Consider the following 13,364-nt stretch of genomic DNA (forward strand, 5'->3'; position numbering starts at 1 on the left):
GGCCTATTCAAGGTCCGCGGCGAGACACGACCCGATCGAAGGGAAGACCGGGGAAGAACGAGGGGAAGCGAAGAGCAATGACGGACCCGACCACGCATCACCACGACCACGACGGCGGCGCGACCACCGATTCCGGCCACGTTAACGACTCGCACATCGAGCAACACGGCCACACCATGGAACACGGCGACCGTACCGGGCACGGCGATCACGGCAGTGGTCATGGTGGTCATGCGGGCCACGGCGACCACGTCGGCCAGTTCCGCAGGCTGTTCTGGATCAACCTCGCCATCGCCATCCCGGTGGTCGCGTTCTCCCCCATGTTCGCCATGCTCCTCGGGTACTCCGTGCCCGGCTGGGCAGGCTGGGTCGCCGCAGTCCTTGGCACCGTCATGTACGCCTGGGGCGGCACCCCGTTCCTCACCGGTGCCGTCAGCGAGTTGAAGAGCCGCCAGCCGGGGATGATGCTGCTCATCGCGCTCGGCATCACCGTCGCCTTCCTCGCCTCCTGGGCCGCCACGCTCGGCCTCGTCCACCACGAGCTCGAGTTCTGGTGGGAGCTGGCACTGTTGATCGTCATCATGCTGCTGGGCCACTGGATCGAGATGCGCTCCCTGGCCCAGACCACCTCGGCGCTGGACTCCCTGGCCGCACTGCTGCCCGACGAGGCCGAGCGCGTCGAGGGCGACGACGTCGTCAAGGTCGACCCCGCCGACCTGCGCGTCGGCGACGTCGTCATCGTCCGCCCCGGCGGCAGCGTCCCCGCCGACGGAACCATCGTCGACGGCCGCGCCGACATGGACGAGTCCATGATCACCGGCGAATCACGCCCCGTCGCCCGCGGCGAGGGCGATGCAGTCACCGCCGGCACCGTGGCCACCGACTCCGGCCTGCGCGTGGAGATCACCGCTACCGGCGACGACACGGCGCTGGCGGGCATCAACCGGCTCGTCGCCGAGGCGCAGGGCTCCTCCTCTCGCGCACAGCGCATCGCCGACCGCGCCGCCGCCCTGCTGTTCTGGTTCGCCCTCGGGGCGGCCCTGATCACCGCAGTCGTTTGGACTCTCGTCGGGCTCCCCGACGATGCGGTCATTCGCACCATCACCGTCCTCGTCATCGCCTGCCCCCACGCGCTGGGCCTGGCGATACCGCTGGTGGTCTCCATCGCCACCGAGCGCGCGGCCCGCGGCGGCGTCCTGGTCAAGGACCGCCTCGCACTGGAGTCCATGCGCCAGGTCGATGCGGTGCTCTTCGACAAGACCGGCACCCTGACCAAGGGCGAGCCCACCGTCACCGGCGTCGAACCGACCGCAGGCCTGGACTCCGACGAGGTGCTCGCCCTGGCCGCCGCGGCCGAGGCCGACAGCGAGCACCCGCTCGCCCGGGCCATCGTCACCGCCGCCAAGGAGAAGAGTCTCGCCCTCGAACCGGCCAGTGGGTTCTCCTCCTCCCCGGCAGTCGGCGTCACCGCGACCGTGGCCGACCAGGAGATTCGCGTCGGCGGTCCACGTCTGCTCGAGGAGACCGGGCAGGACGAGGTCGACACAGCCGACGCGTGGCGGGACGAGGGTGCGATCATCCTACACGTCCTCCGCGACGGGCAAGTGATCGGCGGCCTCAAGCTCGCCGACGAGGTCCGGCCCGAGTCCCGCGACGCCGTCGACGCCCTCCATGAGCTCGGCGTCGAGGTCGTCATGATCACCGGCGATGCCGAGGCCGTGGCGAACGAGGTTGGCCGGGAACTCGGCATCGATCGTGTCTTCGCCGGCGTCCGCCCCGAGGACAAGTCCGCCAAGGTCGCTGCGCTCCAGGACGAGGGCAAGAGGGTCGCGATGGTCGGCGACGGCGTCAACGACGCCCCTGCGCTGGCGCAGTCCGACGTCGGTATCGCCATCGGGGCAGGCACAGACGTCGCCATCGCCTCTGCCGGCGTCATCCTCGCCAGCTCCGACCCGCGCAGCGTCCTGTCGGTCATCCAGCTCTCCCGTGCCGCATACCGTAAAATGAAGCAGAACCTGTGGTGGGCTGCCGGATACAACCTGCTCTCTGTACCGCTCGCGGCGGGCGTGCTCGCACCTGTCGGGTTCGTCCTGCCGATGTCGGTCGGCGCGATCCTGATGTCGATCTCCACTGTCGTCGTCGCGCTCAATGCCCAGCTGCTACGTCGCATCGACCTCACCCCAGATGCCAGCACTCGCTCCGTCCTGGAGCGCCAGAAGTGAAGGACACACCCATGAACACCGACACTGCAACCGATGAGACCGGCACCGACACCGGGGCGCATCAGCACGGTTACATCAGCGACAAGGACCGTTACCGCAACCGCATGAAGCGCATCGAAGGCCAGGCCCGCGGCATCACCAAGATGATCGACGACGAGAAGTACTGCATCGACATCCTCACCCAGGTCTCGGCGCTCACCCGGGCCCTGCAGGGGGTAGCGACCGGCCTGCTCGATGACCACCTCAAGCACTGCGTGCTCGACGCCGCCAAGCAAGGCGATGAGGACGCGGCCATCGCCAAGATCCAGGAAGCCACCGATGCCATCAATCGCCTCGTCCGCTCCTGACACCATCCGATTTCGTCAATACAGGATGCCTCGGACCGGTTGCGCCCCCGGGTCAAGACAAGGCTCTCGATGTCTCCTGGCAGGCGTGCGCTGCGCTTCGTCTTGCCCTTGGCACCGGCGAAATCGGGCTGCTTTAGGACTTACCTGACGACATGAACACTTTCACCTGAGAAAAGAGTTGGGCATGCCCCTTGCCATTGTTACTCCGATTCAGCCCTCCAGGAGCCGCCTGAGACTCTGCGCGACCATGACCGCGCTGGCGACCAGCACCGTCCTCCTGCTCAGCGGCTGTGCTGATGCGGAACCGTCCGCTGACGCAGGATCCGATCACTCACTGGTGGTCGAGCATAATCTAGACGGACTGAATGCACAGGAAATCATCAAGCGCCTCGACACAACGAAGGTGGCAGATCGCTCGTCTGAACTCATCGCTTCGATTGAATCCGACCAACTCGTCCTGACCGACGATCAGAACAATCAAACCACTCTGCCGATGCCAGAAGACGAATTCTACGTCTCTATCGCCCCATATCGCGGCCAGACTCACGAATGTTACTTTCACAGCCTCACTACTTGCCGCGGCGAGCTCGCCAATACTGACGTCGACGTCACCGTGGTCGAGGCGACGTCCGGGAAGACCATCCTCGATGAAACACTCACGACTTACGACAACGGATTCGTCGGACTCTGGCTGCCCCGCGGCATTGACGCGACGCTCACGGTCAGCACCGGAGACCGCATCGCGAAGCAGGACATTTCGACCCGCATCGACGACCCCACCTGCTTGACTGGTCTTCAGCTGACTTGACGCCCGGACGCTGAAAATGGCGAGGAGCTGCAGATCACCGCGATGGGCGAGCCGCGGTTTCGGAGGGTGAGCACGACTGACTTGCTGATTGAATCGATATCCTTCAATATAGAGGCATGTCTAATCAAGCATCTCTCACTGCACCCCCTGTGACGCGACGGCTCTCGACCCTGGACAGGTGGCTGCCGCTGTGGATCGGGCTGGCGATGGTCGCAGGCCTCCTTCTGGGACGATTCATTCCTGGAATCTCGGAGTTGCTGTCGCACATGGAGATCGGCGGGATCTCCATGCCGATCGCGCTCGGCCTTCTCGTGATGATGTACCCGGTCCTGGCCAAGGTCCGCTACGACAAAGTCGCCGCCGTCACCGGCGACAAGAAGCTCCTCATCTCCTCTCTGGTACTCAATTGGCTCGCCGGGCCGGCGATCATGTTCGCCCTGGCCTGGCTGCTCCTGCCCGACATTCCCGAGTACCGCACCGGGCTCATCATCGTCGGTCTGGCCCGCTGCATCGCCATGGTCGTGATCTGGAACGACCTGGCCTGCGGCGACCGCGAGGCGACCGCGGTGCTAGTGGCGATCAACTCGGTCTTCCAGGTCGTCATGTTCTCCGTCCTCGGCTGGTTCTACCTCAGCGTCCTGCCGAGCTGGCTCGGCCTGGACACACAAGGGCTCGAGGTGTCGATGGGCCAGATTGCCCTCAACGTCCTCGTCTTCCTCGGAGTGCCCCTGGTCGCGGGATTCGCCTCGCGCTGGATCGGTGAGAAGCGCAAGGGCCGGGACTGGTACGAGGAGAAATTTGTTCCTAAGGTCGGACCATGGGCCTTGTACGGGCTGCTGTTCACTGTGGTACTGCTGTTCGCCCTCCAGGGTGAGCAGATCACGAGCCGGCCGCTGGACGTCGTCCGGATCGCTCTGCCGCTACTGGTGTACTTCGCCGTCATGTGGTTCGCCGGCCTGCTGCTGGGCAAAGGCATCGGCCTCGGTTATGCACGGTCGACGACACTGGCATTCACTGCGGCGGGCAACAACTTCGAGCTCGCCATCGCCGTCGCGATCGGCACCTTCGGCGCGACTTCCGGCCAGGCACTGGCCGGCGTCGTCGGACCGCTCATCGAGGTGCCCGTCCTCGTCGGCCTCGTCTACGTCTCCCTCTGGGCCGCCAAGGCGTGGTTCCGCACCGATCCCTATAACCAGGAGGTACGAACGTCATGACCGACATCGCCCTGACGCCAGCCGCCCCCGATGAAGACTGCCTGCCCCAAGTGACGCCGATCTCGACGGCCCTCGGCCAGGAGGTTGCCGCGACACTCGCGGGCACCCTCAAAGCCCTCGCCGACCCATTGCGTCTGCGGATGCTCTCGGCGATCGCAGCCGATCCTCGCGGCGAGTCGTGCGTATGCGATCTCGCCGACCTCGCCGACGTCTCACAGCCGACCGTCTCCCACCACCTCAAGGTCCTCCGGACAGTGGGGCTGCTCGATTCCGAGCGCCGTGGGACTTGGGTCTGGTACAGCATCGCGCCAGGGAAAAGTGACGCTGTCGCCGCCTTGCTCGAAGGATTCGCACCGGCGGCCGTCGCCCCCAGCATGGAACCGGAAACGACGGCCGCCGCAGAGCTGGAGAGCATGGACGAGCACATCGAGCGTCTGGCCGCCGACCTCGCCAACGCGACGTCGCAGCTGCCGCGGGATACCGTCACCAGCATCGTCCGGGAATCGTACACGGCGCTGGCCCGGTCGGCGAAGATCACACGCTACCTGGTGCCCCTGAGCGAACGCTTCGCTCGGCAGCGACTGGCTGACCTCACCCGCAACCGAGCAACCGCACCGCCTCAGGTGCTGTTTGTCTGCGTCGCCAACGCAGGTCGCTCCCAGCTGGCCGCGGCGCTGACCCGCAGCCTGTCCGAGGGCAGGGTCGTCGCCCGATCCGCCGGCTCGACCCCGGCGGCGGGCATCCACCCGCACGTGCGCGACCTCGTCGCCGAGATCGACCGCGAGGCCGCCGACGAGGCGTTCCCCAAGCCGCTCACCGACGACGCCATTCGCGCCGCCGATGTCGTGGTGACCATGGGCTGCGGCGACGCCTGCCCCGTCGTCCCCGGAGTCCGGTACGAAGACTGGGCTGTCGGCGACCCGGCCCTGGCATCGCCGGAGGGACTCGCCGCTATCCGCGACGACATCGCTACACGCGTCAGCCGACTCCTCCCCACCTTCACCACCGAATGAACGAGAGAAGCACAGATATGAACGATCGCACGCCCTCCGTCCTGTTCGTCTGCGTCCACAACGCCGGCCGTTCCCAGATGGCTGCCGGCTGGCTGCGCCACCTCGCCGGGGACCGCATCGAGGTCCGCTCGGCCGGGTCGATGCCCGTCGAGCAGATCAATCCGGTCGCTGTCGAGGCCATGCTCGAGGTGGGGATCGACATCACTGCCGAGCAGCCCAAGGTGCTCACAGCCGAGGCCGTGCAGGACTCCGACGTCGTCATCACGATGGGCTGCGGTGACGCCTGCCCGTACTTCCCCGGCAAGCGCTACGAGGACTGGGAGCTCGACGATCCCGCTGGTCAGGGCATCGAGGCGGTGCGCCCGATTCGCGACGAGATCAGGTCTCGGATCGAGACGCTCACCGCAGAGCTGCTCGGCCAGGACCCGGCGCGGGCGTGAGTGACGTCGTCGTCATCGGAGGAGGCCAGGCCGGTCTCGCCGCGGGATATTTCCTCCGCCGCGCCGGCTTGGACTTCGTCATCCTCGACGACCAGGAACAGCCGGGAGGAGCCTGGCAACACGGCTGGCAGTCGCTGCGAATGTTCTCCCCGGCCCAGTACAGCCCCCTGCCCGGTTGGTCGATGCCCGCCCAGGTCGGCGAGACGTTCCCCCACCGCCGACCACGTCGTGGACTACCTCCAACGATACGAGGAACGCTACGAGTTGCCTATGCATCGGTCGGTCAGCGTCACCAGCGTCCGCCGGGAGAATGATCGTTGGATCGTGGACACGGACGCAGGCTCTCTCAATGCCTCTGTGGTGATCAGTGCCACTGGCACGTGGCAGAGTCCCTATCTGCCGTACTTCCCGGGTCAGGACACGTTCACCGGCAGGCAGCTGCACACCGTCGACTACGACTCCCCTGACATGTTCGCCGGCCGACGGGTCGTGGTCGTCGGAGGAGGGAACTCGGCCGCGCAGATCCTCGCCGAGGTCTCCACAGTCGCCGAGACCTTGTGGGTGACGCGTCGTCCGCCGCTGTTCATGCCCGACGAGGTGGACGGCAGAGTACTCTTCGACGTCGCTACTGCCCGCGAGGCAGCCCGTCGCTCTGGTCGTGATCACGACGGTGTGACGGGACTCGGAGACATCGTCATGGTGCCTCCCGTGCGCGAGGCTCGCGATCGCGGTGTCTTGGACCGCTCGCCCATGTTCGACCGCCTCACCTCGAAGGGGGTCTCTTGGCACGACGGCCGAGAACACGAGTGCGATGCGATCATCTGGTGCACCGGTTTCCGTCCACACCTCGGACATCTCAGCGGGCTGGGGCTGACTCGCGACCATGGCCATCCCGTCACCGACGGCACTCGGAGCATCGACCACCCCGGACTGCACTTGCTCGGATACGGCGACTGGACCGGACTCGCCTCCGCCACCATCATCGGCGCAACCCGGACAGCCAAGCCCACCATCGCCGAGATCAGCGCTTGGATGGACCGGTCATGAAGTTGCTGCAGGACGCATCGATGACTTCAACCATTTTGACGTCCATCGAAGATGCCCAAAGATTCCACCTCGATGACAACCAGATCAAGGAGTAGACAGATGAACTGCTGGGAACACACAACGACCGGGGCCGGTTCTGTCCCCGCCGTCGCATTCTGCCGGCGCTGCGGTGCCGCACTGTGCAGAGAACATGCGACAGTCTGCGCCGACGAGCGTGTCCGACAAAACGGCCTGGGCTCACCCACACGCTTGCTGCCCGACGGCCGGAAGATCTGTTGTTCGACATGCCGGGCCGCTTTCGCCGAGTCCATCCCCGTGCACCGAGTTGAGCAACGTTGGCGTGAATTTGCAGCCACTGGGCCAGAGTCCGCAGCCGCGTCGTGCTGATCCGACTGGCGCGCCCCTGTTGATGAGTGGTGGACATGAACGCCGTCCACTGGACCCTCGACGTTGGCCAGCCGCCGGCATGCCGGGACTGCTCGGCCGCGATGACATCGTTGCAAGTGTCCACGAGTTCAACGTCGTTCTTACCAACTATTGAACAAAGGTAGATATCGTGATCGAGAAGAAGCCGTCCGTCCTGTTCGTCTGCGTCAAGAACGCAGGCAAGTCGCAGATGGCCGCCGCACTCATGCGCCAGGTCGCCGGCGACTCCGTCCGGGTGCACTCGGCCGGCACCTCCCCCGGGACAGCGCTCAATGCCTTGTCCGCTGCCTCTGTCGCCGAGGTCGGGGCGAGCATGGACGGCGAGCACCCGAAGCCGATCGATCCCACTTTGTTGCAGACTGCGGACCGCGTCGTCGTGATCGGCGACGAGGCTGTCGTCGAGCCCGTGCCGGGGATGGCCGGGACCATCGAGACATGGACGATCGACGAGCCCTCGGCGCGAGGGATCGAGGGCGAGGAACGAATTCGCCTGATTCGCGGCCAGCTCGCCGAGAAGGTGCGCCATCTTGTCGGCGAACTCGCTGCCGGGCCCGTGGCCTGAGTTGGGTCAGGTCGCTCGCGAGGGCGCGAGGCCCGCCGAACACGAGGTCCTCGTGGACGAGCTGGCGACCATGAGCACGGTTCCCACCGCGGCCACCGCTGCCAGGACCGCGAAACCGGTTGCGTAGCTGCCGGTGACCTCGGCGAGGACCGCACCGGCCCCGGGAGCCAATGCGGTGGCCAGCAGGACCGGGAGGCCGAGGACGCCGGAGAGGCGGCCGTATCCGCGTGCGCCCCACCGATCGGTGACCGCGGTCGCCTGGAGCAGCGTCGCGATGCCGCGCCCGACCCCGGCGGTCATAGACGCCGCGACCAGCAGACCGACCGGCCCGGGGACCATAGCGAGCACCGCGGTGCTGACGGTGACGAGGCCGAACACGGTCGCAGTGCGCACGACAAGTGAGGCGTATCGGGCAAGAGCGGTATAGACGAGTCGTCCGGCGACCTGGCCGAGACCGCCGAGGCCGAGCACCCATGCAGCGGTTTGGGGACTCAGACCGCGCTCGAGCATGAGCGGCACCAGAGCCAGCAGTGCGGCGTACATCGCCAGTGCGACCAAGGTCAGTCCGGCGGTCAGCAGCCGGAACCGCGTGTCCCGGACGACGTGAGAGGTGTAGTCTTTCTCGGCTTCGGGTTCCTTCGAGATGACATGCACCGGTTGGGGCCAGGGGCGTCGCAGCACGACCCAGTGGGTCGGGACCGTAAGGACTGCCAGTAGAACTGCCGCCCAGAGATACGTCTGTCGCCATCCCAACTGGTCATACGTTGCTGCGGTCAACGGAGCGAAGACCGTGCTCGCCAAGCCGGCGACCAGAGTGAGTGTGGTCAGCGCGCCGAGGCGGCGGGCAGCGAACCAACCGGTGATCGCGGCAAACGCCGGCGGATAGAGCACTCCGGCCATGGCGACTCCCGCGAATGCCCAGCCGACGATGAACACCGGCAGGTTCGGCGACGCAGCGATCACCACCAGCGTCAGAACGCCGAGGCCCGAGCCGGCGGTCATAACAAGACGAGGTCCGTGCCGATCGATGAAGCGCCCGACCGGCACCCCGGCCAGCGCAGACATGGCCAGGGCCACAGAGAACGCCGAGGTGACGGCCACCGGCGACCACCCGGTGTCCGCGCTGATTCGCGGAGCGAGCACCGGGAATGCGTAGTAGAGCAGCCCCCAAGAGACGACCTCGGTTACGCACAGCGCCGTGAGCACCGCTCCCAGCGACGGCCGAGAGACGCGCTCAGCCAACGACGACGCCCCGCTGCTGCCTGGCCAGCGCATCGACGACGTAACCCGCGTCGCGGTGGACACCGCGCAGGGTGTTCGACGAGAACGAACGCTGGAACTCCAAGCCCAGGAACGCAAGACCTGGCAGCACGGTCGAAATGCCGCGATCGTGCCTGGGCGCGCTGGCCTCGTCGAGGACGCCGAGGCCGCACAGGTACGACAGGTGCGGTCGATAGCCAGTCGCGAAGACAACAGAGTCGACGCGCTCCCGCGATCCGTCAGGCCACACGACGCCACCCGGGACGTACTTAGCGAACATCGGCTGTTCGTCTGGGTAAGCTGCCTCGAGCGCAGCCCGGTACTTTCCGGCGTCGATGACCGGTGTGCCTGTGATAATCCTGTCGAGAACCGACGGCGGCAGGAGGTCGGCGCGGGTAAGCTTCAGCCACCAATGCAGGTCGCGACCGGCGATGACCTGCGGCGCGAACCGCACCTTGTCTCGCACCGCCAGCGATGTCCGGGCGTGCTCGGCGAGCTCGTGTGCTACCTGGACGGCGGAGTTGCCTGCGCCGACGACCACGACCCGCTGACCGGCGAACTCTTCGGGCGACCGGTAGTCGGCCACGTGCAGGACCCTGCCCTGGAATGTCTCCCTGCCGGGAATCGTCGGCACGTAGGGGCTGGCGAACGACCCCGAGGCAGCGATGAGTGCTTCCCCGACCAGGCTGCTCCCATCGGCCAGATCCACGGCAAAGCCCGGGCCGTCGGCAGCGACCTCGGTGACGCGAGCATTGGTCCGCATCTCGACGCCCAGCCACTCTGCGTAGCCGCGGAGGTAGTCGGCGACCTCGTCGCGGCCCGGGTACCCGTCGGGGTCGCCGGGGAACGGGTGACCCGGGAAGGCGCTGTACCGGCGCGGGGAGAACAGCCGCAGGCTGTCGTAGTAGCGCGGCCACGACCCAACCGGCTCGTCACCGGCCTCGAGCACCACCGGCTCCCAGCCGCGGTCACGCCCAGCACGGGCCGCGGCGAGGCCCGACTGCCCGCCGCCCACAATCAACAGGCGACCTCGGCTCATCCGTCGGTCCTCGTGCCGATCTGGACCAGCTGCGGCGCGGATGTGCAGCACCCGCCCGACGTCGCCTGCTCCGGGGCGTCGAACAGGCCCGATCCCCCGCACACTCCGGTGTCGGGCAGCTCCAGCTCGACACGGTCAGCCGCCTCGTGATCACCTGAGAGCTCGGCGACGACACTACGGACCTGCTCGTAGCCGGTCATCGCTAGAAACGTTGGAGCGCGGCCGTAGGACTTCGCACCGACGATGTAGAAGCCCGGTTCCGGGTGGGCGAGATCGGTCGCCCCCGTGGCGCGCACTGAGCCGCAGGAATGAAGATTCGGATCAACCTCAGTGGCGACCTTCGTCGGAGCTTGCAGGCGCACGTCGAGGTCGAGGCGGACCTCGGTCAGGAACGACAGGTCCGGGCGGAAGCCGGTCGCGACGACCACCCGGTCAGCGGGATCGAGCCGTCGGCCGTCCTCGGCGACCAGGACCGCGCGGCCGTCCTCGACGAGGACCCGTTCGGTGCGGAACCCGGTGACGAGGTCGACGAGGCCGTCCTCGACGGCCTTCTTCGCGCGCCTGGCCCAGGGCCCCACGCTCGGGCAGCTCGTCGGCGGCCCCGCCGCCGAACGCGTTGCCGACCGCGCCGCGGCGCGCGCCCAGGTCACCCGGGTGCCCGGCTCGCGGCGGACCACTGTCGCGAGGTCGCCGATCGCGGTCGCTGCCGAGTGGCCGCTGCCGACCACCACGATGTGCTTGCCTGCCAGTTCGGCGGCCTCCTCGCGGCTCGGCGTGCGGTGATCAAGCAATCCGGCTTCGACGGCGGCCTGTTCGCCGAGAGCAGGCAGTCCCTCCGCGCCCGCCGGGCTCGGTGCCCGCCAGGTGCCCGAGGCGTCGACCACAGCCTTGGCCTCAAGCCGTTCTTCAGTGCCGTCGGCGCGGCGAACGTGGACAACGAAGGGCTGCTCCGCGCGGCCCGCATCGACCGAGAGATCGCGCCCCTTGCGGCCGACCCCCACGACGCGGGAGCCATAACGAACACTGTCACCCAGCGCCTCGGCGAGCGGGGCCAGGTACTCCTCGACCCACTGAGAGCCGCTCGGGTATCCGGTTTCGGGTGCGCTCCAGCCGGTCGGCTCGAGCAGCCGGCGCGACGCTGGGTCGATGAGCTCGGGCCACGGTGAGAACAGGCGGACGTGGCCCCACTCGACCACGGTCGCTGCCGGGCTGTCGCCCGACTCCAGGACCAGAGGCTCGAGGCCTCGCTCGAGCAGATGAGCAGCAGCGGCCAGGCCCTGCGGACCGGCCCCAATAACGACGACATGATTCATTTCAACCCCCATGTATTGACGTTCTTCGATGGATTGAGCTTGCCTCACGTATCGACAGATGTCAATGCGTCAGGCAGAATGGAGGCATGAGCACTCCCCCAGCCATCGAATCCGCGGCCGACGTCGCGCCCTGCTGCGTCCTCGGTGAGACGATCGACGACACTGTCGCCCAGGATCTCGCCAAGGTGTTCAAGGCCCTCGGCGACCCCACCCGGGTCAAGCTCATGTCCCTCATCACCGGCAGCACCGAGGGCGAGATGTGCGTCTGCGACCTCACAGAACCGGTGGGCCTGTCACAGCCGACGGTCTCCCACCACATGAAGCTGCTCGTCGATGCCGGCCTCGTCGAACGCGAGCAGCGCGGACGCTGGGCCTACTACCGGCCCACCATCGACACCCTCGCCGCCGCAGCAAAGGCGCTCATCGCCTGATGCGAGGCGCGTCGTCCGGGCCTATGACGCCGACCGACTGGCCCGCCGTCGACACGAACAACAGCGCGACCGTCTTCGCCAGGTATGAGGTCGAGTCGCCGGCTCTGCCTCGACCCATGCCATGGTCCGAGGCGTCGTCGAGCACCCGGTGAACGTCGGACTAGCAGCGGTCGCGATGGCAGCGTCGATCCGCTCGAGAACCTCGACAGCGCGCTTGACCACTGCGACAACATCGTCGACACTGCAGACTTCTACTTATGGGCCCGTCGGCGAGGTCTTCTGGTAAGCGCTCCAATGCCCCTGAACTCTAGTGCAACCTCGTCGCATAGAGCGCGAGTGCCGAGGACGCGGCGACGTTCAACGAATCCACTCCACCCATCATCGGGATCGTGACTCTTCTGTCGAGCCGCTGCTCAGTCGCCCGAGTCAATCCATGACCCTCGGACCCGAAGACCAGGGCGAGTTTGTCGTGTTCTTCTGCGACCAGCTCGTCCAAGGTGATCGCGCCCTCGCCCAGAGTCATGCCTGCAACGACGAACCCTGCATCCTGGAGGGTGTCGATGCTCCCTGGCCAAGGATCGATTCTTGTCCATGGGATCTGGAAGACCGTACCCATCGACACTCGGATCGCTCGCCGGTACAACGGGTCAGCGCAACGAGGGGTCACGAGGACCGCATCGACGCCCATCGCTGCGGCAGAACGAATTAGAGCACCAACGTTCGTATGGTCGACGACGTCTTCGATGACGACGATGCGTCTGGCCTTGGCCACGAGCTGGGAGACATCGTCCATCGCCGGGCGATGCATGGCCGCCAGAGCACCTCGGTGCAGGTGGAAGCCGGTCAGCGCTTCGACAGCAGCGTCGGTGCCGATGAAGATCGGTGCATCGTAGGCGGCGATGAGGTCGGCTAAGTCGAAGAGCCACTTCGGGCTGGTCAGGTAGGACCGGGGAACCATGCCTGCGGCGTGGGCGCGGCGGATGATCTTCGAGGACTCGGCGATGAACAGACCCTCGGCTGGTTCCCGGACGCTGCGCAGGGCGACATCCGTCAGCTGGGTGTAGTCATACAGTTCGGTGGCCGAGACACTGAACTCGACCTCGTCGACGGCGCTGCCGCCGCCTTCGCCGTTGATCGTCTCCTCGTCGAAGAACCGCAGGCGGTCGGCGGTGATGCCGAGCTCGGCCGCACGGTCGATGACCTGCTGCCTTGTCAGTGGTGCCTTGGCGGGTGTGTTCATGC

14 protein-coding genes are annotated in these 13,364 nt (G+C 66.8%); 10 read left to right on the forward strand and 4 right to left on the reverse strand.

Annotation, left to right across the window (positions count from 1 at the left end; all coding sequences use genetic code 11):
• Positions 1-77 precede the first annotated feature (77 nt).
• The 9 genes from PGC08_RS10735 to PGC08_RS10775 all read left to right on the forward strand — a co-directional run bounded on the left by PGC08_RS10735 (position 78) and on the right by PGC08_RS10775 (position 8,079).
• Entirely contained in the window at positions 78-2,222 is a 2,145-nt protein-coding gene (locus PGC08_RS10735) for a heavy metal translocating P-type ATPase (protein ID WP_166971854.1), read from the forward strand.
• 11 nt (positions 2,223-2,233) lie between these two features.
• Positions 2,234-2,569: a metal-sensitive transcriptional regulator gene (locus PGC08_RS10740; RefSeq protein WP_228282191.1), complete on the forward strand. Its 336-nt coding sequence runs from the start codon at positions 2,234-2,236 to the stop codon at positions 2,567-2,569.
• Between the two features lie 247 nt (positions 2,570-2,816).
• On the forward strand, positions 2,817-3,377 hold the full coding sequence (locus PGC08_RS10745; protein ID WP_166971858.1) for a CueP family metal-binding protein: 561 nt from the start codon (positions 2,817-2,819) through the stop codon (positions 3,375-3,377).
• 116 nt (positions 3,378-3,493) lie between these two features.
• Positions 3,494-4,591, forward strand: a complete 1,098-nt coding sequence (arsB, locus tag PGC08_RS10750) for an ACR3 family arsenite efflux transporter (protein ID WP_166971860.1) — start codon at positions 3,494-3,496, stop codon at positions 4,589-4,591.
• On the forward strand, positions 4,588-5,604 hold the full coding sequence (locus PGC08_RS10755; protein ID WP_166971862.1) for a metalloregulator ArsR/SmtB family transcription factor: 1,017 nt from the start codon (positions 4,588-4,590) through the stop codon (positions 5,602-5,604). Before arsB ends, PGC08_RS10755 begins: the two co-directional genes overlap by 4 nt.
• 17 nt (positions 5,605-5,621) lie before the next feature.
• The gene (locus PGC08_RS10760; RefSeq protein WP_166971866.1) at positions 5,622-6,044 is read left to right on the forward strand and encodes an arsenate reductase ArsC; all 423 of its coding nucleotides are present in this window, start codon (positions 5,622-5,624) and stop codon (positions 6,042-6,044) included.
• Positions 6,041-6,358 carry an FAD-dependent oxidoreductase gene (locus PGC08_RS10765; RefSeq protein WP_228282193.1) on the forward strand — a complete coding sequence of 106 codons (318 nt, stop codon included), beginning with the start codon at positions 6,041-6,043 and terminating at the stop codon, positions 6,356-6,358. The genes PGC08_RS10760 and PGC08_RS10765 overlap by 4 nt, the downstream gene beginning before the upstream one ends.
• Positions 6,273-7,091, forward strand: coding sequence for an NAD(P)-binding domain-containing protein (locus PGC08_RS10770; RefSeq protein WP_228282195.1), 819 nt, complete (start codon positions 6,273-6,275; stop codon positions 7,089-7,091). The genes PGC08_RS10765 and PGC08_RS10770 overlap by 86 nt, the downstream gene beginning before the upstream one ends.
• Before the next feature lie 556 nt (positions 7,092-7,647).
• Positions 7,648-8,079 carry an arsenate-mycothiol transferase ArsC gene (locus tag PGC08_RS10775; RefSeq protein WP_166971870.1) on the forward strand — a complete coding sequence of 144 codons (432 nt, stop codon included), beginning with the start codon at positions 7,648-7,650 and terminating at the stop codon, positions 8,077-8,079.
• A 6-nt stretch (positions 8,080-8,085) separates the two neighbouring features.
• Here PGC08_RS10775 and PGC08_RS10780 read toward each other — a convergent pair whose 3' ends face one another.
• From PGC08_RS10780 to PGC08_RS10790, 3 genes are read right to left on the reverse strand one after another with little or no spacing between them, the layout of a single operon-like run.
• Complete coding sequence (locus PGC08_RS10780) at positions 8,086-9,321, reverse strand: MFS transporter (RefSeq protein WP_208085310.1); 1,236 nt, start codon at positions 9,319-9,321, stop codon at positions 8,086-8,088.
• Positions 9,314-10,378 (reverse strand): flavin-containing monooxygenase, encoded by a 1,065-nt coding sequence (locus PGC08_RS10785; protein ID WP_166971872.1) that lies wholly within the window; start codon positions 10,376-10,378, stop codon positions 9,314-9,316. The genes PGC08_RS10780 and PGC08_RS10785 overlap by 8 nt, the downstream gene beginning before the upstream one ends.
• Positions 10,375-11,691: an NAD(P)-binding domain-containing protein gene (locus PGC08_RS10790; protein ID WP_271708408.1), complete on the reverse strand. Its 1,317-nt coding sequence runs from the start codon at positions 11,689-11,691 to the stop codon at positions 10,375-10,377. Before PGC08_RS10790 ends, PGC08_RS10785 begins: the two co-directional genes overlap by 4 nt.
• 86 nt (positions 11,692-11,777) lie before the next feature.
• On the opposite strand from PGC08_RS10790, the gene PGC08_RS10795 reads away from it, so the two are divergent.
• A complete protein-coding gene (locus PGC08_RS10795) occupies positions 11,778-12,122 on the forward strand; it encodes an ArsR/SmtB family transcription factor (RefSeq protein ID WP_166971877.1) in 345 nt (114 codons plus the stop codon).
• A 307-nt stretch (positions 12,123-12,429) separates the two neighbouring features.
• On the opposite strand, the gene PGC08_RS10800 is transcribed toward PGC08_RS10795, so the two are convergent.
• Positions 12,430-13,362 carry a TrmH family RNA methyltransferase gene (locus tag PGC08_RS10800; RefSeq protein ID WP_271708409.1) on the reverse strand — a complete coding sequence of 311 codons (933 nt, stop codon included), beginning with the start codon at positions 13,360-13,362 and terminating at the stop codon, positions 12,430-12,432.
• Positions 13,363-13,364: the final 2 nt, after the last annotated feature.

Origin of the sequence: Brevibacterium sp. BDJS002, assembly GCF_028201555.1 — a bacterium.
Classification (GTDB): domain Bacteria; phylum Actinomycetota; class Actinomycetes; order Actinomycetales; family Brevibacteriaceae; genus Brevibacterium; species Brevibacterium aurantiacum.